The organism is Halobaculum rarum (assembly GCF_040025155.1).
In the GTDB taxonomy this organism is placed as follows: domain Archaea; phylum Halobacteriota; class Halobacteria; order Halobacteriales; family Haloferacaceae; genus Halobaculum; species Halobaculum rarum.
The window spans coordinates 1,549,735-1,570,893 of record NZ_CP157275.1; the positions used below are offsets into that span (position 1 = coordinate 1,549,735).

At 66.0% G+C, this 21,159-nt stretch carries 23 protein-coding genes and 1 tRNA gene; 12 read left to right on the forward strand and 12 right to left on the reverse strand.

All coding sequences use genetic code 11. From position 1 onward, the window contains the following. The first annotated feature begins 62 nt into the window (after positions 1-62). From ABJD39_RS08125 to hjc, 5 genes are all read left to right on the forward strand, one after another. Positions 63-587 (forward strand): DoxX family protein, encoded by a 525-nt coding sequence (locus tag ABJD39_RS08125; RefSeq protein ID WP_348606893.1) that lies wholly within the window; start codon positions 63-65, stop codon positions 585-587. A gap of 13 nt (positions 588-600) precedes the next feature. Beyond that, positions 601-891: a hypothetical protein gene (locus ABJD39_RS08130; RefSeq protein ID WP_348606896.1), complete on the forward strand. Its 291-nt coding sequence runs from the start codon at positions 601-603 to the stop codon at positions 889-891. A gap of 201 nt (positions 892-1,092) precedes the next feature. Then, positions 1,093-2,142: an AAA family ATPase gene (locus ABJD39_RS08135; protein WP_348606899.1), complete on the forward strand. Its 1,050-nt coding sequence runs from the start codon at positions 1,093-1,095 to the stop codon at positions 2,140-2,142. Then, positions 2,139-2,870 (forward strand): protein sorting system archaetidylserine decarboxylase, encoded by a 732-nt coding sequence (locus ABJD39_RS08140; protein WP_348606902.1) that lies wholly within the window; start codon positions 2,139-2,141, stop codon positions 2,868-2,870. Before ABJD39_RS08135 ends, ABJD39_RS08140 begins: the two co-directional genes overlap by 4 nt. Before the next feature lie 111 nt (positions 2,871-2,981). Continuing rightward, positions 2,982-3,470 (forward strand): Holliday junction resolvase Hjc, encoded by a 489-nt coding sequence (gene hjc, locus ABJD39_RS08145; protein ID WP_348606905.1) that lies wholly within the window; start codon positions 2,982-2,984, stop codon positions 3,468-3,470. Positions 3,471-3,500: 30 nt separating this feature from the next. Here the strand turns inward: hjc and ABJD39_RS08150 are convergent, their stop codons facing one another. Beyond that, a complete protein-coding gene (locus ABJD39_RS08150; RefSeq protein ID WP_348606908.1) occupies positions 3,501-4,301 on the reverse strand; it encodes an SWIM zinc finger family protein in 801 nt (266 codons plus the stop codon). Positions 4,302-4,427: 126 nt separating this feature from the next. Between ABJD39_RS08150 and ABJD39_RS08155 the strand changes: the two genes are divergently transcribed. Next, positions 4,428-4,634: a DUF7472 family protein gene (locus ABJD39_RS08155; protein ID WP_348606910.1), complete on the forward strand. Its 207-nt coding sequence runs from the start codon at positions 4,428-4,430 to the stop codon at positions 4,632-4,634. A 59-nt stretch (positions 4,635-4,693) separates the two neighbouring features. Here ABJD39_RS08155 and ABJD39_RS08160 read toward each other — a convergent pair whose 3' ends face one another. Further along, a complete protein-coding gene (locus tag ABJD39_RS08160) occupies positions 4,694-5,794 on the reverse strand; it encodes a DNA primase (protein ID WP_348606912.1) in 1,101 nt (366 codons plus the stop codon). A 182-nt stretch (positions 5,795-5,976) separates the two neighbouring features. Here ABJD39_RS08160 and ABJD39_RS08165 point away from each other — a divergent pair, with 182 nt between their 5' ends. Then, entirely contained in the window at positions 5,977-7,002 is a 1,026-nt protein-coding gene (locus ABJD39_RS08165; protein ID WP_348606914.1) for a hypothetical protein, read from the forward strand. A 100-nt stretch (positions 7,003-7,102) separates the two neighbouring features. Here the strand turns inward: ABJD39_RS08165 and ABJD39_RS08170 are convergent, their stop codons facing one another. Beyond that, complete coding sequence (locus ABJD39_RS08170; protein WP_348606916.1) at positions 7,103-8,206, reverse strand: aminopeptidase; 1,104 nt, start codon at positions 8,204-8,206, stop codon at positions 7,103-7,105. Positions 8,207-8,374: 168 nt separating this feature from the next. Between ABJD39_RS08170 and ABJD39_RS08175 the strand changes: the two genes are divergently transcribed. From ABJD39_RS08175 to ABJD39_RS08190, 4 genes are all read left to right on the forward strand, one after another. Continuing rightward, the gene (locus ABJD39_RS08175; protein ID WP_348613616.1) at positions 8,375-9,343 is read left to right on the forward strand and encodes a decarboxylating 6-phosphogluconate dehydrogenase; all 969 of its coding nucleotides are present in this window, start codon (positions 8,375-8,377) and stop codon (positions 9,341-9,343) included. Positions 9,344-9,439: 96 nt separating this feature from the next. Continuing rightward, the gene (locus ABJD39_RS08180; protein ID WP_431357838.1) at positions 9,440-10,021 is read left to right on the forward strand and encodes a 2Fe-2S iron-sulfur cluster-binding protein; all 582 of its coding nucleotides are present in this window, start codon (positions 9,440-9,442) and stop codon (positions 10,019-10,021) included. A 135-nt stretch (positions 10,022-10,156) separates the two neighbouring features. Next, positions 10,157-10,229 (forward strand) — tRNA-Arg (locus tag ABJD39_RS08185). Between the two features lie 332 nt (positions 10,230-10,561). After that, a complete protein-coding gene (locus ABJD39_RS08190) occupies positions 10,562-12,196 on the forward strand; it encodes a MarR family transcriptional regulator (protein ID WP_348606919.1) in 1,635 nt (544 codons plus the stop codon). Positions 12,197-13,050: 854 nt separating this feature from the next. Here ABJD39_RS08190 and ABJD39_RS08195 read toward each other — a convergent pair. The 9 genes from ABJD39_RS08195 to ABJD39_RS08235 form a co-directional block, all read right to left on the reverse strand. Further along, positions 13,051-14,334: a PQQ-binding-like beta-propeller repeat protein gene (locus ABJD39_RS08195; RefSeq protein ID WP_348606922.1), complete on the reverse strand. Its 1,284-nt coding sequence runs from the start codon at positions 14,332-14,334 to the stop codon at positions 13,051-13,053. A 219-nt stretch (positions 14,335-14,553) separates the two neighbouring features. Then, a complete protein-coding gene (locus tag ABJD39_RS08200; RefSeq protein WP_348606925.1) occupies positions 14,554-14,934 on the reverse strand; it encodes a hypothetical protein in 381 nt (126 codons plus the stop codon). Between the two features lie 175 nt (positions 14,935-15,109). Next, positions 15,110-16,252, reverse strand: coding sequence for a hypothetical protein (locus tag ABJD39_RS08205; RefSeq protein WP_348606928.1), 1,143 nt, complete (start codon positions 16,250-16,252; stop codon positions 15,110-15,112). Between the two features lie 23 nt (positions 16,253-16,275). Further along, a complete protein-coding gene (locus ABJD39_RS08210; protein ID WP_348606931.1) occupies positions 16,276-17,115 on the reverse strand; it encodes a hypothetical protein in 840 nt (279 codons plus the stop codon). Next, complete coding sequence (locus ABJD39_RS08215) at positions 17,112-17,705, reverse strand: hypothetical protein (protein WP_348606934.1); 594 nt, start codon at positions 17,703-17,705, stop codon at positions 17,112-17,114. Before ABJD39_RS08215 ends, ABJD39_RS08210 begins: the two co-directional genes overlap by 4 nt. A gap of 37 nt (positions 17,706-17,742) precedes the next feature. Beyond that, positions 17,743-19,509 (reverse strand): hypothetical protein, encoded by a 1,767-nt coding sequence (locus tag ABJD39_RS08220; protein ID WP_348606937.1) that lies wholly within the window; start codon positions 19,507-19,509, stop codon positions 17,743-17,745. A 4-nt stretch (positions 19,510-19,513) separates the two neighbouring features. Continuing rightward, entirely contained in the window at positions 19,514-20,026 is a 513-nt protein-coding gene (locus tag ABJD39_RS08225; RefSeq protein ID WP_348606940.1) for a hypothetical protein, read from the reverse strand. Beyond that, complete coding sequence (locus ABJD39_RS08230; RefSeq protein WP_348606943.1) at positions 20,023-20,262, reverse strand: DUF378 domain-containing protein; 240 nt, start codon at positions 20,260-20,262, stop codon at positions 20,023-20,025. The genes ABJD39_RS08225 and ABJD39_RS08230 overlap by 4 nt, the downstream gene beginning before the upstream one ends. Further along, positions 20,262-20,675, reverse strand: coding sequence for a hypothetical protein (locus ABJD39_RS08235; protein WP_348606946.1), 414 nt, complete (start codon positions 20,673-20,675; stop codon positions 20,262-20,264). The genes ABJD39_RS08230 and ABJD39_RS08235 overlap by 1 nt, the downstream gene beginning before the upstream one ends. Positions 20,676-20,791: 116 nt before the next feature. Here ABJD39_RS08235 and ABJD39_RS08240 point away from each other — a divergent pair, with 116 nt between their 5' ends. After that, positions 20,792-21,001: a hypothetical protein gene (locus ABJD39_RS08240; protein WP_348606949.1), complete on the forward strand. Its 210-nt coding sequence runs from the start codon at positions 20,792-20,794 to the stop codon at positions 20,999-21,001. Positions 21,002-21,159: the final 158 nt, after the last annotated feature.

Consider the following 21,159-nt stretch of genomic DNA (forward strand, 5'->3'; position numbering starts at 1 on the left):
TGGGAACCGGGTGTCGTTTATACCGGGATAGCCGTCCAATCCACACCTGTGAGGTGAGACCTATGGCATACTCGGAAACCAACCCAATGGCCGAGGACTTCGGCTTCGACATCGGCGGACCGCTCGCCGCGTACTGGATCGCGCTCCTGCGCGTCATCACCGGCTGGTGGTTCTTCCACGCCGGCGTCACGAAGCTCATTGAGGACGGCTTGAGCTTCACCTACGGCACGATGTACATGCAGGGGATGACCGGCACGGCGCTCGGTCCGATCCCGGTGTGGATGGGCAACAACCTCGGGTGGCTCATCGCGCCCGGCGTCCCGCTGTTCGAGACGCTCATCGGGCTCGCGCTGATCGCCGGCGCGTTCGTCCGACTGGCGGCCTTCGGCGGGGTCATCTTCATGACCCTGTTCTGGGTCGGCAACGCCGGCTTCGGGAACGGCCTCGTCAACGGCGACCTGATGGGGCTGCTCCTGTTCGCCACGATGATGGTGTTCGCCGCCGGCCGCTACTACGGCCTGGACGCGCTCATCGAGCGCCTCGACGTGGTGAAGGCGTACCCCAAACTCCGCTACCTGCTCGGTTAAGGAGGTGACACCAATGCAAGAATTCGACATCACGGACAAGATCGCGACGGCGTTCGGTGCGGGACTGATGCTGCTCGGCATCGTGGGGCTCGGCCTCGTCGAGATCGTCGCGGGGCAGCCGTACAGCCCCGTCCCGCTGACCAACGAGGCGGGCGACGTGATCGCGACGCCCGCGATCGACCCGACGCTGCGAACCGGACTGGTCCTGCTCGGACTGGCAGTCCTGTTCGCCTGGGGCATCTACCGGGCGGCCACGCCCGACACCGGAGCCGACCGCACGCCGAAGGAAGTGACCGCGGACTAAGCGACGACCGTCCGCGAACCAACTGCAGACGACGCGACGACCGCCGTGTCGACCGCGCGGGTCGATCCGGTTTCCGACCGCCGCTTTTCGCGCCGCGCTCGATCCACAGCGACGGCGCCGTCGCCCCAGTCGGACCCTGCCCGGAAGCCTCGCCCTCGCCAACGACAGGGTTCAAGCCGCCCGGACCGCTACCGTGGGGTAATGGACGCCCCGCTGTGGACGGACACGCACGCCCCCGCGCTCGCCGACCTCCCGCAGGAGGACGTTCGTGAGCGCCTCTCGCGGGCGGTGGACGAGCCGATGAATCTCGTGCTTCAGGGTCCGACGGGGTCGGGGAAGACCGCCGCGGTGCGCGCGCTCGCGGAGGCGGCCCACGACGACCCCGACAACGACCTCATCGAGATCAACGTCGCGGACTTCTTCGGACGGACCAAAAAGGAGATCCGCGAGGACCCCCGGTTCGCCTCGTTCCTGGAGGGACGCAGCCGGATGGCCAAACGCGACATGATCAACCGCGTGTTGAAGGAGTCTTCGGCGAACGCGCCGATGTCGGGCACGTACAAGACGGTCCTGTTGGACAACGCCGAGGCGATCCGCGAGGACTTCCAGCAGGCGCTGCGCCGCGTGATGGAGCAGTACCACCGCACGACGCAGTTCGTCATCACGACGCGCCAGCCCGCGAAGCTCATCCCGCCGATCCGCTCGCGGTGTTTCCCGGTGCCCGTGCGCGCGCCGGCGACCGACGAGACGATCGAGGTCCTCCGCAGGATCTGCGAGACCGAGGGCGTTGCCCACGACGATGACGGGCTGGAGTTCGTGGCCAGCGCGGCCGCGGGCGACCTCCGGAAGGCGATCCTCTCGGCGCAGACGGCCGCCGTCGAACACGACGAGGTGACGATGTCGGCCGCATACGAGACGCTCGGCGAGGTCGGTACCGACGAGGAAGTCCTCTCGGCGCTGTCGGCCGCGCAGGCTGGCGACCTGAAGGAGGCACGCTCGACGCTCGACGACCTCCTGCACGACGAGGGGTACGAGGGCGGCGACCTCCTGCGGGAGATCCTCCGCGTCGCACGCTCGAAGTCCGAGGCCTCCCCCGAGGCGGTCGCGCGCCTCCACACCCTCGCGGGCGAGGTCGACCTCGACCTCGTCGAGGGGAGCGACGACCGCATTCACCTTACCCACCTGCTCGCGGCGTGGGGAGCGGGTCGGACGACGACCGAGGCGACCGTCCGCGACCCCGTCGACGCATGAGCGCGGGGACTCCGACCGAACCGCGCTCGCTTCCGGGCCCACTCCCCGACCTCGCCCCCGGGAGCGAACGTCGCGTGCTCGCTCCGTTCGCGCTCGCGGTCCCGTTCCTGCTCCTCGTGCCGCCGCTGGGGCTGCTTCTGCTGGGTGTCGGGGCCTTCTCGGCGTACTTCTACCGCGACCCCGAGCGCGAGCCCGCGGGCGAGGGTGTCCTCGCCCCCGCCGACGGCCACGTCTCGGTGATCCGCGAGGACGGCGACCGCGTCCGCGTCGGCGTGTTCATGAGCCCGTTCGACGTGCACGTCTGTCGTGCGCCCGCCGCTGGCGCCGTGACGCGCCTGGACCACCGCGGCGCCGCCCACCGGCCGGCGTTCGCCAAGGAGTCCGAGCGCAACGAACGGTTCGAGTACACGCTGCGGGAGGAAGTCGACGGGGCGGACGACGCCGCGGACGACGGAGCTTCCGCCGAGCCGGACGGCGGACCGGCCGCCGAGCTGGACGGCGACGCCGGGGGCGTCGACGGCGCGCTCATCGCGGGGTGGTTCGCCCGCCGGATCACCCCCTACGTTTCGCATGGAGATTCGGTCACACGGGGCGAACGGATCGGCTACATCGCGTTCGGCTCGCGGGCCGACGTGGTGCTTCCAACCGGCTACACCGCCGAGGACGTCCGTGTGAGCCGGGGAGAGGCGGTTCGTGCGGGCGAGTCGGTGATCGCACGGCGGGACTGACGATCCGCGAGCGCCGCCGCGCCGCGTCGCGCTCCGCCGCCGGCGTTCACTTACACTCCGGGGTCCCGCGCGACCGTGTGGGTTATGCCCGGCAGCGGTTCACCTTCTCCCATGCCGGGCAACCCGAAGGGCGACCGCCGGGAGCGCGAACTCGTCAACAGGCTCCACGACGCCGGCTTCGCGGTGATGCGCGCGCCCGCCAGCGGCTCCTCCACGGACCGCGAGCTGCCGGACGTGCTCGCGGGCGACGGCCGGGTGTTCTACGCGGTCGAGGCGAAGTCCTCCTCGGGTGACCCGATCTACCTCCGCGGCGAGGAGGTGGAGGCGCTCATCTACTTCTCGCGAAACTTCGGCGCCTCGCCGAAGATCGGGGTACGCTTCGACCGCGAGGACTGGTACTTCTTCCATCCGGGCGACCTCTACGTCACCGACGGCGGGAACTACCGGGTGAAGAAGGAGACGGCGCTCGACGACGGCGAGACGATCGACGACCTGCTGGCCGCCAGCGAGGACACCGAATCCGACACCAGCGTGAGCGAGGTGCTCAACGCCGTCGAGCAGGGCGTTCTCTCGACGGAGGAAGCCGAGGAGATGTTGTAGCTCCCGATTTCAGTTGCCACTCCGCGTCGTTTACATGCCGATCACGGGCGTCTCCGGCCGCTCCGCGGGGTCGAGCCGGCGGAGCCGCGAGGCCGGGAAGCCGTAGCGCTTGCGTCCGGACACGTCCAGCGGGCCGGGGCTGGCGGGGGCGTTGCCGGCGTACACCGCCTCGATTACCGGCTCGTGATTCCCGTAGTCGGCGTTGGTCTCGTAGTCGGCGATCAGCGTCCCCTCCTCGGTCGCGTACTCGTCCGCGCGGTCGGTCGTGACGCCCGTGACGACCAGCAGCTTGTCGGTCTCGCGATCGCGGACGAACGAGCCGACGGCGGGGCGGTGGTCGCCACAGAGGAACGTGCCCGTCTCGCGGGCGGGAACGAACACGCCGTCCCCGCAGACGGCGCAGGCGGCGACGCGCTCGCCGGGAGCCGGCACGCGGCCGATCCCGACCTCCATGTCGACGCGCCGGAGGTGCTTGCAGCGGCTCCCCCGGATCGCGTGGTCCGGGCAGGTGCAGGTGTCGCTCCCGAGGTCGACCACGTAGGTGCCGCCCTCGGTGTCGACGAGGTACCGGTCGTCGTCGCGGAGGGCGTACACCGCCATCGGCTCCGTTCTGGCGCGGGCGGTCCGCCCGGAGTCGCGGGGATCGGCGGCGGCGTCGGCGCCGTTCGGACCGCCCGGCCGGTCGGGTCCATCGGGTCCGTCCGGCGCGTCCGGCACGTCCTCGGGGAGGATACTCCGTCCGCGCGTTCTGTGGCCCCTGTGGCCGCCGACGTACCGGTCTCCGTCGTGGCTCCGGTCCGGCTGCTCGCCGGTGGTGAGTGGGGGTGTCATTGGTCAGTGAAACTACGCGTCGAGCGAACCTAAGGGCTCGGTCGGTGCTTCGCGGACGGTTCGCGGGATCCGGCGCCTGACGAACGCTTCGAAGCCCTTTTGCCGGGTCCACGGATACGGCGGTGCATGGAAATCGACGCCGAGATGCGCCGCATGATCGCCGTCTCCGTCGGCGCAGTCGTCGTCTTTATCGCCCTTCTGATCGCTATCGGGTTCCAGTACACCGACGGACACGACCTCTCGAGCGTCGGCGCGTACTACTTCGTCGCCGCGATCGGGCTGTTCGTCGCGCTGATGGCCGCGGCCGGTGTCCTCCTCGACCGGCGGGAGTAGCGACGCGGTCCGCACCGCCTCCCGCTTTCACCCGTGTTCGCACCACGAGCCGGTACCGCTCAGGCCGCGGCGTCGCCGGCGTCCGTTCGTTCCCTGTCGCGCCAGTCGACGACCTCGTCGGCCTCGCGGAGCTTCCGGCTGTAGTACTCGAGCGGGTGCGGCGCGACGCTGCGGTGGTTGTGCTCGTTCTCGCAGATCCCGTACTCCCCGAGCGTCCGGCACGACGGCGGCGGATACTGCGCGCCGGAGTCGTCGCGGAGGTACGCGAATCGGTCGGCGACGAGATCGGGATCCAGCCCCGACAGCGCGACGGCCTCCTCCGCGTCGAGGTTGAGCCCCGCGAGGAACGCGAGCAGCGAGAAGCGCTCGTACGGGTCGAGGTCGTCGCCGCCCTGGGCCCGGCCGAGCAGTTTCCCGATGCACGGCGGGAAGTACTCGGGCGCGACAACGTCGAGGTCGGCGGCCACGCTCCGATCCGCGAGCAGGTCGCGCAGGTCGCTTATCTCGGCTTCCAGTTCGTCCGCCAGTTCGTCGCCGACGCCCTCGAACGGGAGCCCCTCGGCGACGCGGTCCTCGACGGCCTCCCGGAGCAGACGGTACAGCTCCTCGCGCTCGGTGCGCACCTCGCCGTCGACGAGTTCGCGGTTGACGAGCCGCCAGTCGTCGCCCCAGCCGGGGTCGACGTACGAGAGGTACGCGCCGACGCCGAGCCAGAGCCACTTCCCCTCGACCTGTCCGGGTTTGGGCTCCTCGACGCGGACGGCGCCGTCGAGGTCGAACTCCCGGAGCAGGGCCGGCTGGTCGATTCGAGCGGGCTCGCGGCGGGCGCCGTCGTCGCGGGCGCGCTGGAGGTCCTCGGTGAAGCGACGGTAGGCGGTGGCCGCCTCTGCCTCGGCGTACTTCTCGACGGCCGCGCGGGAGTCGAGCAGCGAGACGAGGATCCGCGCGATGGGGTACGAGAGCAGCTCGTCGCGTGTGTCCCACTCGCGCGGCTCCGCCGCCTCGACGGTGCCCTCGGTGAGCGCGCGCTCGACCCGCTCGCGCCCGCGATCGACGGCGGGGTCGCCGTCGGCGACGAGCGCGGCGAGGTCGACGCCCGACTCGCGGACGGCCTCACGGGCCGACGCGAAGAAGGGGTAGCGGGCGTGGCGCGGCTCCATGGCTGCGTGTCCGTGACGGCGCGCGGGTGTTAAGCGCGACGGTGTCGAGCCCGACGGAACGCCTGCCCCGAGCAGCGCCGGCGCCTGCCACCGCCCGACTGCGGCCACGTCGCCGGTCGCCTGGCGGCCACGCCCGACGAATCGCCGTCGGCGGCGATTTCAGCGGTGGCGGAAACGGCCCGGTGGCTATTGATACGGCGCCCGTCCGACCGATCCGAATGCGCTTCGACTTCGGGAGGCTCGACGCCGACGACGACGTCCTCTCGCTCGACTGGTGGCGGCGGTGGGTGCTGCTCGACGGTTCCCGGACCGTACTCGCCGTGGTGATCGCGGCGGCGCTGTTCGCGTTCCTGGCCGCGGTGAGCCGCTCCGGGTTCACCCCGTTGACGGACCTCCAGCCGATCTTTTACATCTACGGCTCGCTGATATCGGGCAACCTCACGCTGATCACGGTCGTCGTGTCGATCAACCAGCTGCTCTTGGGGCGCCAACTGATGACGCCGGACCAGCTCCGCCAGCAGATCGAGGGGGCGATCGACTACCGCCAAGACGTCGAGGACTCCGCCCGGACGGTCGCGCCGGCCGAGCCGCTGGGGTTCCTCCGGCTCCTCACCGAAAACACCCGCCGGAAGGCCCAGCAGCTCGGCGGGCTCTCGACCACGGAGGCCGGCGAGGCGGTCGACGAGGAGATCGACAATATCGTCGAGGAGATCACCGAGAACATCGACGAGGTCGTCCGGCTGCTCAGCGAGTCGGACCCCTCGATGTTCAACGTCCTCTCGACGACGCTGAGCACGAACTATGCCCGCGAGATCAACCGGCTCCGCCGGCTCGACCGGGAGACGGACGACTTCCCCCGATACCTGAACGAGTGGCGCGAGGACCTCATCGCGAACCTCCAGAACATGGACATCGCTCGGCAGTACTTCAAGACGATCTACCTCCAGGAGGAGCTCGCGTCCCTCTCGAAGGTGCTCCTCTATACGGGACTTCTGTCGGTGTCGGCCATCTCCGCGACGTTGTTACTCTTCACCGGCCCCGGAGGAACGACCGTCACTCGCGGCGTCCTGGAGTACCTCGTGCCGGCGGTCGTCGCCGTTGGGCTGTTCCCGCTCGTCCTGCTCTTCACGTACATCCTCCGGACGGCGACGGTCACCCGCCGGACGGCGGCGATCGTTCCGTTCACGACGCCGACGCAGGAGCAGTGACGGCGATACGAACGGGTCCCGATCCGGCTTCAGGTCGACCGCCGGCCGACTGCCGGTCGCCTTCCGGCCGATTCCCGGTCGACTCTCGACCGATCCCGGATCAGGCCGATCCGAACCCGTCCTCCCACCGGAACGTCCCGTTCCGCTGCACGACCTCGCCGTCGACGAGCATCCGCGAGTCCTCGGCCATGTCCGTGATCATGTCGACGTGGACCGCCGAGTCGTTCCCCGACTCTCCTTCAGGGAGACACGAGTCGTACGCGCGCCCCAGCGCGAGGTGGACCGTGTCGCCCATCTTCTCGTCGAACAGGATCGAGTCGGTGAAGCGGTCGATGCCGCGGTTCATCCCGATCCCGAGTTCGCCCAGGCGTCGGGCGCCGTCGTCGGTGTCGAGCACGTCCGCGATGGCCTCCTCGCCCTGCTCGGCCGCGAAGTCGACCACCTCGCCGTCCTCGAACGTGAGCGACACGTCCTTCACGCGCGTGGCGTCGATGGTCATCGGCACGTCGAAGAACACCTCGCCCTCCGTGGCGTGCGGGGCGGTGAACACCTCGCCGGATGGGAGGTTATGGGAGTCGTACGCGACGCTGGCGGCGGAGTTGACCGCGGTCCGCCCCTCGATAGACATCGTGAGGTCGGTTCGCTCCTTCTCGATGCGGACCTCCGACCCCGCGTCGAGGATCTCCTTCATGTTCGCCATCTCCTCGGCGAGCGACTCCCAGTCGCGGAGGACAGCGTCGTACACGAAGTCCTGATACTCTTCGTGGGCCATCCCTGCCTGCTGGGCCAGCGATCGCGTCGGGTGAACGGTGGAGACCCAGTCGGTGTCCATCCGTGCCTCGCGGGTCGCCGTGGTCGCCTTCCGTGCCGCTTGCCGGCGGTCGCCGTCCACGTCCGCCAGCGCCGTGGTGTTTCGTCCGCCGCCGATGCGGAGGTACACGTCCGCCGCCTCCAGCATCGCCAGCTCCGGCTCGCTGTGGGCGAACTCGCGGTCGTCGTCGCCGGCGCGGAGGAACGCACGGCCCACCTCGCCGGACCCGTACGTCGTCAGCAGCGTCGCGTCCCGTTTCCCCAGTTCCGCGGCCACCGCGACCGCGAGGTCGTGGGCACCCTCGGCGACGTCCATCACGACCTGGTCGCCCGCCTCGACGCGGGCGCTCCAGTCGACGAGTACCTCGGCGTGCTCGCGCACTCGATCGTCCATGTCGGCGGGTGCGACGGGCGAGCGCGTAAGTCCGGCGCTTCCGGGCGGCCTGGCTGCGATCCCGTTGGCTGCGCTGTCGCCTCCACACGCCGTGACGCTGCACGCCGCGATGCCCCTCCCGCACATCGCAACGCCTACGCCGCGCCTCGTCGACGCGCCGGTATGAGCATGCAACTCGGCGTGATCGGGCTGGGTCGGATGGGACAGATCGTCGTCGACCGGGTCCTCGACGCCGGCCACGACGTGGTCGCGTTCGACCTCTCGGCGGAGGCGACCGCCGCTGCCGCGGAGGCCGGCGCCGAACCGGCGGACTCCGTCGACGATCTGTACGAACGACTCAGCGAGGGCGAGCACGGCGAGCCCTCGAACCGAACGGGGAGCGGAGCGACCCGTGAGGACGACAACGGCGGGGATGACGGCGCGCGCATCTGGCTGATGGTGCCCGCCGGCGACCCGGTGGACGCCACGCTCGACGAACTCGAACCGCACCTCACGGGCGACGACGTGGTCGTCGACGGCGGTAACTCCTACTTCGAGGACTCCGTCCGCCGCGCGGAGGCGACCGCCGCGGCGTACCTCGACTGCGGCACCTCCGGGGGCCCCGCCGGCGCCGAGTTGGGCTTCTCGCTGATGGTCGGCGGCCCCGAGTGGGCCTACGAGGAGCTGACACCGGTCTTCGACGCCGTCGCCACCGGCCCCGACGGCCACGATCGGATGGGCCCGGCCGGGTCGGGTCACTACGTGAAGATGGTTCACAACGGCGTCGAGTACGCGCTCATGCAGACGTACGGGGAAGGGTTCGAGCTGCTCCATCACGGCCGCTACGACCTCGATCTGGAGGCGGTCGCGCGGACGTGGAACAACGGCGCGGTCATCCGCTCGTGGCTGCTCGAACTGTGCGAGGAGGCGTTCCGCGAGGAAGGCAACGACCTGGGCGATGTGGCCGACCGCATCGAGGGCGGCTCGACCGGAACCTGGACCGTCCAGGAGGCGCTCGAACAGGAGGTTCCCGTGCCGCTCATCTATCAGGCGCTCGCCGAGCGCTTCGACTCCCGCGAGGAGCGGTTCGGCCGCCGCCTCGCCAGCCGGCTGCGGTACGGCTTCGGCCGCCACGAGGTACCGCGGACGGGCGAGTAAGACCCGCCGAACACGTTCGCCGTCGAGGGATCGCTCCGTTCTCGCCGCCGGTGGATGATCACAACCCTTGTTACCCCCCGCTTCCAAGCCGGGATCATGGTAGACCCCGTGGCTATCGGGTTCGGCGCGGGCCTCATGTTGGTCTTCGTCGCGCTGCACGTCGCCCGCGGCACCGGCTGGGAGGCCACCGCGGACATCTCCGAGGAGGTCATCGAGCGGCGGGCCTCCACCGTCGAGGAGACGGAGTTCCCCGAGCCGGGGAGCCGCGCCATCGGGGGCGGAAGCGCCCCCGCGGGCGCGGTCGAGGCCGGCGAGGAGGGCGAACTGGAGGAAGGCGCGGCCAGCGAGGACGACGCCGGTCCCGGCGACATCCCGGAGGACGAGATCGAGCACTTCGAGGTCGAGTTCGTGAAGGAGGGCGAGACGATCGAGCTCGCCAACAACGAGCCGATCCTCGATCAGGGAGAAGAACACGGCTGGGATCTCCCGTACGCCTGCCGGCAGGGCCAGTGCGTCTCGTGTGCCGGACAGATCACCTCCGGCGGCAACGCCGAGGACTACGTCGAACACGACAACCAGCAGATGCTCGACGACGCCGAACTCGACGAGGGGTACACCCTCACCTGCGTCGCGTACCCCCGCGGCGACTTCACGATCGAGACCGGTAAAGCACCGTAGCCTACTGCGCCCGCTTTCTCGCCGACCCACTTTTCCACGTCGCCGATTCCGCCCCTGACAGCCTCGTGTCTCGCCTGTCGCGGGGTCGTGACGGTTCCGAAGGCTTATTCGCCGGGCCGCGATACTGGGGTGTGAGGGCGGCTAGTTCAGCGGACAGAACGCTTGGTTCCGGACCAAGAGGTCGGGGGTTCAAATCCCTCGTCGCCCGCTACCTCACCCTTCGTTTCGACACTAATCCCAAAGACAGGCATGAGTGTCTGAAACGGCTATATTCTGTTAATACCGATTCGGTGTTGGGGGGTCAGAATCTCGATACCAGTAGCCCCGCTACCGCGCCCCCGTTACGTCTGGCAGTTTCCAGAACAAATCCCGGTGGTGGTGCTTGGTGAAGTCGTTCGTACGTGCGTCGCGCCTCTACAACGTCGCGACCGGCGATCGAATACTACACCCTGCGGCTGAATCCACCGACGCCGAGGTTCACGCGGCGATCGAGGGGGTGGACGAGTGAGAGCCGTCACGCCGGCATGGCACGAGTTCGCCATGCAACTCAACTTCTCCGGCGGGCTCGATCCCTACTTCGCCGCACACGCCGTTGTCCGCGCAAGCGGTGGCTCGCGCAAAATCGAGTTCTCCCACGACGGCGAGACGTGGCTCGCGAAGCTCTACTACCAGAGTTCCGGGATTCAGCATCCCGGTGTCCGACTCCCGACCGGCACCGAGTGGGACCTAGATACCGTCCGCGAGTTCCGGGTCAAGGTCATGCGTCGCGGCGACGAGGATGAGCCCGGCCAGCAGTCGTTCAACGCGCACCTCCGTCCCCGCTGGAAGGGGATGCGCGTCGAACGTTCTGACGGAGAGACCCAAGAGCTAGCGCTCCCGCCAGGAATGCGCGAGGGAGTGAATATCCATGTCACCGGCTCGAACATCCGGCCGACGCGCTACCTCCCGCTCCTTCGTGCCGCCGCTCGAGCTCTTGACCTGAATCCCGACTACTTCACCAAGCCCGACAACTCGAGTACCGTCCGCGACGCCGAACGCTACGTCCGGCTCCTCGAGGACTCCAGCGGTCCCGTCCACGCGAGAGATGGACCGATCGCGAAACTCGGCCACCTACTCGAGAACGACCGGAGCGGCTACCGGAAGGTCGTTCAGAACGACACGGACGGCGAAGGCAACGACGTTCCCGGCTACTACCACACCGTCACGCTCGGTCCAGGGCGCGTCTCCGAAGCGTGGCCGAATCACGAACTCCCGAAGGAGATCAAGCACTACCGAGTCCGTCATGCGGAGTCGCTCGACGAGGATAATCCGCTCCGACATCCGAAGGTCGGCGCGTCCTATCAGGTGAACCGCTGGGATGGATCGCTTGGTGTCACCGATGACGATCTCGCTCGCCTAGAACGCGAGCTAGACGAAGCGGTTCACTCGGTGCTCAGGGAAGCCGGCATCCCGCTCGATCCGCCGGGCGGCGACGGCTCACCTCCCTACCAGCCGGACCCGTACTTCCCGGCGACGATCGGCGAGCATGTCGAACCGCCGAAACTGAATCTCGCCGAACTCGAATCCGAGCAAGAACACGTCGTCATCCGTGAGCTAGCGAAAACCGGCGGTGTCTCTCCCGTCGAGGGAGAGGTTATCGAGTATCTCCTCGCGGACGGCGGTACCTCGAGCGCTGCCGACATCGCTGAAGAACACGGCCGCCACGTCGGTTCGGTCCGGCGGGCGCTCCGGCGCATGGACGATCTGATTGACCGCCAGTACGGCGAGGTAGCCCTCGCATCTAACCACATCGCAGAGATGCTCCATTCAGCCGTGTCCGAACTCCGCGACGCGAGTAGTCGCCTCTCCGAAGCGACCGGTGAGGCGTTACTCTCGGCGACACGCGGGCTCGATGAGACCACCAGCGCGCTTCGGACGTGGCTCGCTGCGCACGACTGTGAGACGGACTCTCGCGGTCAGGCGGTCAAGAAACTCCGACTCGGCGAGTTCGATCCTGCCGGGAAGTACGGCTACGCAGAGGTGATCTCCGAACTCCGGAAGGGACTCCGCTATTGGACCGACGCCGGCCGTGATCCGGCCGCGTTCAAACACGCCACCGTTCTGTTCCGTCGGACCGACCGGCGGAAGCGTCAGGCGATCGACGCTGCTCAGCTCCTCGAGCTCCGCGGCGGATAGCCGGCAGTCGCCCCGTCGGTTCCTGGTGAGCGGGGGCCGACGGGTAGTGACCACTCTCTTCGGAACCCTCGAAAACGGCTGATTTAGGGCCGATTCAGCCCATACCCCCGTTTCGTTTGGAGTTTTAGAGCGCCGATCGCCGGACTCGAGGACCGCTCTTCGCACTCGAACCGAACCCGGGGGGTTCTATTCCCGCTTAGGGGTGTGGCTAAGGCCACCCCATCAACAGACCACCGCGACCGCATCGCGGTCGCCACGCGAAGCGCCCCCTGCGGGTGCGCGAAATTTTTGAGCTTCAGCCGATGAAACAGCCTCTAAGTGGATCTGCAAGTATAATACTTCTCGGTAGTAGGACACTATCTAATTAGTTCAGGAGTCTGAGATCACACGTGACTGTCCTGTTCCTCTCTGCAGGTTGGTACCCTCGTTCATCGAAGATGTGGATGCTTCTTGCGGGAATCAGCTGTTTTCTTGGGGCCGTGTTTTTCGGTCTCTCAGCCGGTATTTCAGCAGCAATCTCTGCACCGCTGTTTTGGTGGCTCCTTATCGAGCGACCGGCGAAACCAACGTATCCACGCGGGGTGTTGTTCGGGATCCTAACTGTTGTGTTGGCTCATTTGTTGAATCTTCCCGTGGCCGGTTTGCTCCATCTTCCAGTGATTCGGGGTGATGTTCCTGTAACAGTAATTCCTCCACTTCACCAGCAGATGGCCTGGTTGAGTGCGAGTCTATTCTTTGGTGGTCCCCTCACTTTCCCCATTGGGATAGTTCTGGGTCTCGTTCTCGTAGCGACCCGTCGTCGTTCCCCGAGAAAGGTCTGACCTGAACTTACCTAGTGGCTTCGATCTCTATGCTCATCGAACCGCGTAGACATACCCGTCGCTGTCTCCGGCGATCACCATGTCGTTGACGAGCGCTGGCGACCCCAAGATATTGTTCGTTTGGGCCTGCCACCGCTGGTCTCCAGTCGCAAGATCGACGGCAAGTAAGCCGTTCGTCAACCCCATCACGACCGTTTCACCGGCGACACTCGGTGCTGCCAAGAGCTCGGTCGCCGCCGGGAGTTTCCATCGACGCGCTCCGGTTCGTGCATCGATTCCGACGAGCATTCGGTTCCCGAAGCTGGATCCTGCCACACCGACGACCACGTCGTCCGTGATGGCGGGTGAACAGCTCACGTGGTCGTCGTTCCCGTACGTCCATTTCACCGCCCCGTCGGTCAATGAGAGCGCCTGAATGCCGTCGAATCCGACGACATACACCGTTTCATCTCGGATCGATGGTGCCGCTACGATAGATCCTGAGACCTCGTGGGTCCATACCACGCCCCCGGTGTCTACATCGAGCACGAAGAGGTAGCCGGCTGACAACGCGACAGCGACGACGTCGTCGTGAATCACCGGCTGTCCGCGGATGTACACATCGCTGCTCTCCTCGATCGGAGACGACGCGAGTCGAGGGAGATCAACCTGCCACAGCGGAGTTCTCGTTGCGGTATCGATCGCGCAGAACGTGTTGTCGATGGTGCCGACGAACACACGGCCGTCCCTCGCGGCCACCTCCGCGTACATCCACTCTCGATCGTCACCCATCGGGTGTGGCTCAAGAACGGACGGGGTGAGCGTCCATCGTTCCCGTCTCGACTCGCTGTCGATAGCGACGAGGTACTGTTGTGCTGTAACGTACAATGTGCTGTCGTCGTACGTCGGTCCGTAGATATCCCACCTTGGAATATCGAAGGTCCATTCAATGGATCCACTCGTCGCATCGAGCGCATAGAGTGTGCCCTCGTTATCGCGGGTATAGACGACCCCGTCGTGAACGATCGGACCACTCAAGATGGAGTAATTGACTTCGGTCGCCGGCTCATTGGGATCAACTCGGAACCGCCAGAGCAGATCAGGGCAGTCGCTCGGCCCATCGGCGTCCGGGTTGAATCCGGTGTTCCCGAGGTCGTACTGGAACGAGTGCCACGACCCCGATACGGACTTCGGCTGGGGCGCTTCGCTACCGGAGCCGTCGGTCGTCTCGGATGTACAGTCGATATCGCCGAGAGACCGAGAGGGCCGGCGGCTCAGACATCCCGCGAGAGCTAGCGAGGAAAGTCCGGCAGTCGTGATGAGTTCGCGCCGATACATCGTATCTATCTCGTTCTTGACACAGAGATATAATTAGTATGTGGGCATATCCGAAAACACTCTGAATGACGTGCTGAGGCTGGCAAGAGGCCGTGTCACGTATTGTTAATTATCGACGGGGGCTCGTAGACACTCTTGTCTGGCCGAATTGCAATAAATAGTATCTGTACGTAGCGATCTAACGTCCGGTTCTGCGAGTCCCTGTTACAATCTGTAGGGCTACCCAAGCACCCGAGACGGAGCGATCTTCACCTGCTCGCCTTTCTGATGTGCCCCCGCTCCGTAGAATCGGAGCCGGAGCGACCGCGCCCGGACCGTCCGCGTTTCGAGCACGCGAATCCCACGCCCGACCGGTCGATACGCGACAAACACGTATCCACCAGAGGCGCGCACAAGCCGCGTGTGCTGTTCCTTCCAGAGACGGAACCGCGGCGCCTTCCGTGTCACCATCACCGCCTTCACATCCCACGGGTCGCCCTCCGAGTCTCTCGCGTCGTGCCACGACGAGTGATCTACCTCAAGTCCGTACCGCTCGCGAGCCACCTTCTCCGCCAGCGCCCCGTACCGAGCTGCGTTCTGCGAGCGATTCGTCCTCACCATGACGTCTTTTGACCCATGACCTTACTTCGAGCCCGATTCTTGACCGTGACCCCGACTTTCCCACACCAATCACCCCGGGTTTCCGCCCGGTGCTTCCGCAGACCCACCACGTAGTAAGTAGGTATATGACAGCCGGGGGGAGGGGAGCGGACGGAATGCACGGAACGCGGCGCTGTCATACGGTTTCACCTTCCGACGGTTCCAGTACGTCCTCGAGATCGTTCCACTCGCCACGCTCCCACTCCTTCTTCCGGTCAGTCGCCCACGACGTGCCGTATCCGGCCTTCGCAGCCGCATCTTTCTGCGAGATTCCCTCTGAGTCCGACCACGGCTTACTATCCAGCAGGTACGACCGGACGCGCTCGCGACGGCGAATCTCGTCCGGGCTCGGTCCATCCTCTGTATCGTCATCGTCGCCGTCCGCTCCGAGGATAGCGAACTCAGATGCCTCATGCTCCGAGTAAGACTCTCGAGTGTCTGTGAGTCCCTGATAGTCCGCACCGTCCTCGAAGGTGTCTTGTCCGCCTTCGGTTTCGAGCAGCCGGGCGAATCCCGGATCGTCGCGTTTCGGCTTTTCAATAGCGAACGTCGCGAGCCGCCGGAACGCCGCCGCCGTCCGCTTGCGCGTGTGGTTCACCATCAGCACAGAGCCGCGTTTCGCATGCGGCCCGTGGCTTCCCTCCTTCTTCCGGATGAACGTCAGCGCGTTCGCGAACGTCTCTGCCTTCGGTCCGTCCTCACCGTAGCCCGAGAGTTCCTGCGCTGTCTCGTCTATCACCGCGAGCACTTGGCCTTCTATCTCTGCCATCGCCTCGAGCATCTCTCGGTCGGAGCGAACGATACGGTCGAACCCGTCCCACGCGGTATTTCCGATGATATGGCCACCGGTTCTCGCCGCCCAAGTACGCGCCACGTCGAGCGTCGTCGCTGTCTTTCCCGAACCCGGCGGTCCGAGTATCAGACCGATCGCGCCCTCGTGTTCGAGCTGCTCGGCGGCCGTCGTCAGCAAGTCCTTCCCGTCGCGGTTCCGGTTCGTCAGCCCGACCATCCCCTGCATTTGCGAGACGTTCCCCTCCGTGAAGGCACGATCTGCCATACGCGTGCTCGCCGATCGGATGATGTTCCGCGCGAGCGCCGACTCGAGAAACGGTCCGTGTTCCTCAGGTACAAGCCCACTCTCCCACAGACTCGCGTAGTAGTTCAGGAGATCGAGCGTCTCCGCGTCGTCGATCAACCCCGCGAACTCGCGCACCCACTCGTTCGGTTTGTCCTCGAGCGCGCCTCGGAGGAACTCGCGCCCTTGCGCCGCCGCGTACACGCTCGAGTCCGACCCCGAGCGACTCATTCGATCGTCCCTCCGTCGTTGGCGATCGGTCCGGTCGGCTCGAGCGCCTCGTCATCCTCGAGCAGATCGAGCGAGAACATCTCGCCGTCCCCCTCGTCGCCGATATCTAGCTCGCCCGTCCCCTCGTCGTCAGGTGCGAGGTGTGACGGCAGCGACTCAGCCGGGAGTTCCTCGGCGATCACGTCGTCGATTGTCTCGTCACCGAACGACGGTGATAGGTGCGGCTCCAGCGCCGCGTTCTGGTCAGTCGCCCGCCGCGCATCGAGGCGCCGAAGGATCGACGGGATACGCCGCCGCAGCGCCCGAGCGTGTCTCGCGTCCTCCTCGTACTGGTCCCGTAGTTCGCCGACCATCGCCCGCACGGCCGACTCCTCCGTTTCCCCGAGTACGCGAGACGCGGGCGCTGCCTCTCGCCAGTTCGCCACCGCCGCGTTCGTCTCCGGGTTGTAGATCCGTGCCTCGTAGGTGTCCAGCGGGGAGTCCGTCCACGGGTACAGCGTCCCCTCGTGAACGTCCAGTTCCTCCCACGCTCGATCGTTCAACTCCCACGCGCCGAGTCCCTGATCGGTCGTCTCGTCCAGCGCGACGATGATATGTCCCGGCGGGTCCGGGAGCAGATCGGCTATCTTGTCGCCTACCGTCCACGCGACGGCGACCGTCCCCGCGACCGCCAGCACCCCGAGCGTCCACCACTCGGGAAGCGACGGGATCGACGGATACCCCGCCTCGATCACGTCCGTCTCAACCAGCGCGACGTACCCGCCGCCGACCGCGAGGATCGTCCGTAGGTTGTCCGATACCGCGTTGATGAGTGATTCTCTCGCGGTCATGGTCATGCGATCCGGTCTATCTCGGGGTCGTCCGATTCATCGAGTTTCTCTCTCGACCGCTTGAACGAGTAGTATCCCGTTCCCACGGCAGCGCCCGCCGTGAGTGCTCCCGCAGTCGAATACGCGACTGTTGGACTTCCCGCGTCCACCGAGTCCGTCCGGAGCAGCGCCGCGCCCTTCGCCGACGCAATCGTGATCGCATAGGCCCCGTCGAACTCCACGGGTTCGAACGTGATCCGCGTCCTGTCACTCCCGAGCGAGTAACCCCGCGTCGGGATCTTCGTCGCCGTCGCGCCGCTCCCCTCAGTCATCGCCCGCATCACCGCTCCTGTGTCGGTGATCTTGATGCTCGTCGGGTAGTCCGCTTCCAGTTCTAAGACAAAACTCCCGTCCGTATACTCCCACGTTCGAACCTTCACCACCGGACCGAGTTCTACCGCTATCTCCGGACCCTCCGGTGTCTCGGTCGGCACCGTCTCGTTCGCCTCTTGCGCGCTCGCCGTTTCCGCTCCGGCAACCGTCGCGGCCGCTCCACCGAGCGCCGCGAGGACTGTTCTCCGCGTCGTTTCTGTCGCTTCTGAGTTCTCTGAATTCATGGTCCTGGTCAAGAAAATGGGTCCGCCGAGAGCTAGCTCACGGCGAGTAGACCTTGAGCGCGATCAGGCCGACGACCGCGACGATGGCTGCCACCGCTCCGACTCCGATACCGAGTGCCGCCGCAAGTGCTTGCAGCGGTCCGTCCCCGCCGCCGCTCGTTCCCCCGCCGCCGGGTTTCGGCTCGCGGCTCTCGATCTCCTCGCGGAGTTCGAGGATGCGATTCATCTTTTCGAGTTGTTCGCTCGTGTTGCTCGTCTTGTAGACGATCTTCGTGGTTTTCACCTCGGTTATCTCATCCCCAGATTCGCTTGTGATTGACGAGACTGTGAACTCGCCGTCGAGTTCCTTGGTGTCGCCACCCGTGTGAGCGAGCAGCACCGGCCCGTCGATGTTCGACGTGTTGTACGTGGTTCCAGCCTGCCACGAGCCATTCGGCGCGTTGCGCGCCATCAGGAAGCCATTGTACGTCGCGCCCTTGTACTGGACCTCCATCGTCCCGGTTCCGTTGAGTTCCGGGGAATCGAGCCCCATCGATGAGAGCGCGGCCACCACATCGTAGGTGGAGTTCGTACCGTTGACGGCCGATTGGCCGTAGCGGAACATTTGGGTGTTCCGCGAGAGCACGTCAGAAGCGTCGATTTGGCCGCTCTGATACGCTTCCCACGTATTGTTGACGAACGGGTCAACCTCATCTTGAAGGGCGTTATTCTGCTCCTCAATCCGGTCCCAACGACTCTTGTAGTCGTTGAACCAGATGTACTGGAGATCGTCGTAGTTGTCGTTCGGTTTCAGGACCTTGTAGCCCGTCGCGTTCGCGACAGCGTAGACGTTGTAATTGCTGTCGTAGGTCTCCTTATACGCTGTTCCGGTTTCAGGAGTCGCCCACGCAACGGCGCTGGTCCCAGAGTACATGTAGAACTCCGCGCCGATCCTCCACGTCGAGGCAGTCGAGCCGTCGACGAGAGTGACGGTCCCCTGTCGATCAGGGTGAACTAGACGGCGCTCTTCATCACCGACGTAATCGTTGCCGCCGGTCGAGTAGTAGTCGCCAGTTGGCCAAACGACATTCCGAGCGGTAAGTTCGGATTCGTTCTCGGCGACCGAGATCGTCGTATTCAGCGACGCTGCCGACTGGTTCCAACTCTCGATCAGGTTCTTTTGCTTGACGACGTAGTATTCTGCAATAGCCTGTCGCGCCTTGGACTTCGCAACGGCCTTTGACGAACCGTTCTGGTAGGCCTCAGCGATAGCCATCTCAGCCTGCATCCACGCAGATGCCTCGGTGTCGTTGAGGTAGTTATCGTAGATGGCCGTCTCGGTGGCCGTCTGTGCGTCTTGTTCGAGCGCAGCGTTGTAGATGTCCAAGTGCGTCTGATTGGCGTCTGACTCCTCCATCGTCTGGATGGCCTCAGCTCGGTGTGATTCCGTGCATTTGCCATCGAACAGGAACTTGTCAGCGGCGTAGCCACCGAGTCCGAACGAGAAGGTCGCGAGCCGTTGTGTCTCGGTACAGTCGTGTGTCGCTGCCGCCGGTCCAACCGGTGACCCGGCGAGCGGCGCCCCGAGTGCCGCCGTCACGAGCAGCCCGGCGACGAGCACGCCGCCGACTCGCTCGCGCCGCGGCGTGATCGAGGCGACGAGCCCGCGCAGATCAGCGTCGATCCCGAAACGAACCATGACCATGACCAGGGCCACGACTGAGAGGACAGTCGGAGCGATCCACTCACCCCGGAGAGTTAGGAGCCCGGCCGCCGCGAGCGATGCGACGGCCGAGTATGTCAGACCGAGTCGATGCCAGTGCATCGGGTTACTCCTCCTCTCGACCGAGCACGAGCACGGCGCCGATCAACAGCACCGCGACGATCCCGCCCGTTCCAACCGACGAAAGCGACGAGCCGAGCCCGCCGCCGCTCGAGCCGGCGACCATCTCGATCGTCCCGACTTCCGCCGAGACGTTCTCGGTCGAAGCGGTCGAGTTGTCCACGTGGACCATGACCGTGACCTCAGAGTACGCCGAGGCGTTCACGTCCGTGTACTCTACGAGCGACGCGTTCCCCGAATCCACGGTGACGTTCCTGGTGTCGAGCGTCCCCGTCTCGTTCCCGTCCGCGTCGATCCCGACGAACTCCACCGTGAAGTTCGCCGATGTGTTCACGTCCAAAGTCGCGTTCAGGTCCGCGTACACCGAGCGTGTGTCGCCGTCGACGGCGACCGTCTCGTTCGCGATCTCCACGTCGGCGGCGACGGCGCCGCCGGTCGCCCCGATCAGGCCCGCCGTCGCGACGATCACGACCGCCAGCAGCGCGAGCCCGCGCTTCATGCGTCCCCACCTCCGAGCACCTCGATCCCGAAGTGTGGTGCGAGCGACAGCGCGCCCGCCGCGCCGATCACGATGTAGACGAGCCCGGCTGCCCCGCCCCCGAGTAGCTCGGTTACGATGTTGAGATCGGCCGCTTCCATCAGGCCCCAGTTTATCGCCCCGAACCCCGAGAGTAGCCACGCTGTGACCTTGACCGCCGACTCGTCGCTGTCGTAGGGGTTGCGAAGGTCCGCCATTAGCGCATCCACCCCAGTCCGATCTGCGCGACAGCGACGCCAGCGATGTAGATCACTCCCCACAGATCTTGTGACTGGAAGAACGAGGCAACATCAGGGAACAGCACCCATCCGACGAGCAGCGCGGCCGAGCCGATCACGGCGTAGGCGTACACGTCGTCCATGTCCTCTTTCATTTTGTCGAGCCCGTCCGCACTCAGCAGGTCCGTGTGATCGTTCGTGACGACGACCGCCGCGAATGTCCCCACGGTGACGAGCCATGCGATTGATGTACTGATTCCTGCGACTGTGAACCCGTCAGACATGGAAACGCCGAACGCTTCCACACTCGCGATCCCGGTCATCACTGCGGCCGAGAAGATCGCGAGCACCAGCGCCCCGATGTCCTCCGCGTCGAATTCTTGGTATGCCATGCAGCGAGCGTCCGTACTAGAGATGCGCCCGTAGCAACCCGCGAATATGGGGGACGAGTAGCCGACGAGTGTCCTATTGTACGGTCACTAAGTACACCGGATGAAGGTGTGAGCGTATGGGCCTGCGCTCACTCAGCGACCGAGACGGGACCGCCACGGTGTCGCTCGATAAGTCCGACCTGGAGTTAGACGGCGTGCTCGAGGATGGGGAAGTTCCGAGCGGGAAGCACGTTCACTACCAGCGGCTCGCCCCCGGCGTGTACGTCATCCGCGACGTGCGTGACGGAGAGGTTCCGCCGCTTCCGGCCGGTGTCTCCTCGGAGTAACCCCGCGCGGAGGGGGTCTGAGCCGCGACCCCGTGGGGTCCCACTCAGAAGTAACGCTCACCCCCGATGTGCATACCTCGCGCTTCGCGGCCGAGGTGAATCGTGCATATTCTGGCGGGGTTGCGCGCTGACAGCCGGCCCGATCACAACCAACCTGC

What these genes read in the sequence shown, in the direction of transcription:
- ABJD39_RS08125 (WP_348606893.1), top strand. Translation starts at nt 63, where the DNA reads ATGGCATACTCGGAAACCAACCCAATGGCCGAGGACTTCGGCTTCGAC.
- ABJD39_RS08130 (WP_348606896.1), top strand. Translation starts at nt 601, where the DNA reads ATGCAAGAATTCGACATCACGGACAAGATCGCGACGGCGTTCGGTGCG.
- ABJD39_RS08135 (WP_348606899.1), top strand. Translation starts at nt 1,093, where the DNA reads ATGGACGCCCCGCTGTGGACGGACACGCACGCCCCCGCGCTCGCCGAC.
- ABJD39_RS08140 (WP_348606902.1), top strand. Translation starts at nt 2,139, where the DNA reads ATGAGCGCGGGGACTCCGACCGAACCGCGCTCGCTTCCGGGCCCACTC.
- hjc (WP_348606905.1), top strand. Translation starts at nt 2,982, where the DNA reads ATGCCGGGCAACCCGAAGGGCGACCGCCGGGAGCGCGAACTCGTCAAC.
- ABJD39_RS08150 (WP_348606908.1), bottom strand. Translation starts at nt 4,301, where the DNA reads ATGACACCCCCACTCACCACCGGCGAGCAGCCGGACCGGAGCCACGAC.
- ABJD39_RS08155 (WP_348606910.1), top strand. Translation starts at nt 4,428, where the DNA reads ATGGAAATCGACGCCGAGATGCGCCGCATGATCGCCGTCTCCGTCGGC.
- ABJD39_RS08160 (WP_348606912.1), bottom strand. Translation starts at nt 5,794, where the DNA reads ATGGAGCCGCGCCACGCCCGCTACCCCTTCTTCGCGTCGGCCCGTGAG.
- ABJD39_RS08170 (WP_348606916.1), bottom strand. Translation starts at nt 8,206, where the DNA reads ATGGACGATCGAGTGCGCGAGCACGCCGAGGTACTCGTCGACTGGAGC.
- ABJD39_RS08175 (WP_348613616.1), top strand. Translation starts at nt 8,375, where the DNA reads ATGCAACTCGGCGTGATCGGGCTGGGTCGGATGGGACAGATCGTCGTC.
- ABJD39_RS08180 (WP_431357838.1), top strand. Translation starts at nt 9,440, where the DNA reads ATGGTAGACCCCGTGGCTATCGGGTTCGGCGCGGGCCTCATGTTGGTC.
- ABJD39_RS08190 (WP_348606919.1), top strand. Translation starts at nt 10,562, where the DNA reads ATGCAACTCAACTTCTCCGGCGGGCTCGATCCCTACTTCGCCGCACAC.
- ABJD39_RS08195 (WP_348606922.1), bottom strand. Translation starts at nt 14,334, where the DNA reads ATGTATCGGCGCGAACTCATCACGACTGCCGGACTTTCCTCGCTAGCT.
- ABJD39_RS08200 (WP_348606925.1), bottom strand. Translation starts at nt 14,934, where the DNA reads ATGGTGAGGACGAATCGCTCGCAGAACGCAGCTCGGTACGGGGCGCTG.
- ABJD39_RS08210 (WP_348606931.1), bottom strand. Translation starts at nt 17,115, where the DNA reads ATGACCATGACCGCGAGAGAATCACTCATCAACGCGGTATCGGACAAC.
- ABJD39_RS08215 (WP_348606934.1), bottom strand. Translation starts at nt 17,705, where the DNA reads ATGAATTCAGAGAACTCAGAAGCGACAGAAACGACGCGGAGAACAGTC.
- ABJD39_RS08220 (WP_348606937.1), bottom strand. Translation starts at nt 19,509, where the DNA reads ATGCACTGGCATCGACTCGGTCTGACATACTCGGCCGTCGCATCGCTC.
- ABJD39_RS08225 (WP_348606940.1), bottom strand. Translation starts at nt 20,026, where the DNA reads ATGAAGCGCGGGCTCGCGCTGCTGGCGGTCGTGATCGTCGCGACGGCG.
- ABJD39_RS08230 (WP_348606943.1), bottom strand. Translation starts at nt 20,262, where the DNA reads ATGGCGGACCTTCGCAACCCCTACGACAGCGACGAGTCGGCGGTCAAG.
- ABJD39_RS08235 (WP_348606946.1), bottom strand. Translation starts at nt 20,675, where the DNA reads ATGGCATACCAAGAATTCGACGCGGAGGACATCGGGGCGCTGGTGCTC.
- ABJD39_RS08240 (WP_348606949.1), top strand. Translation starts at nt 20,792, where the DNA reads ATGGGCCTGCGCTCACTCAGCGACCGAGACGGGACCGCCACGGTGTCG.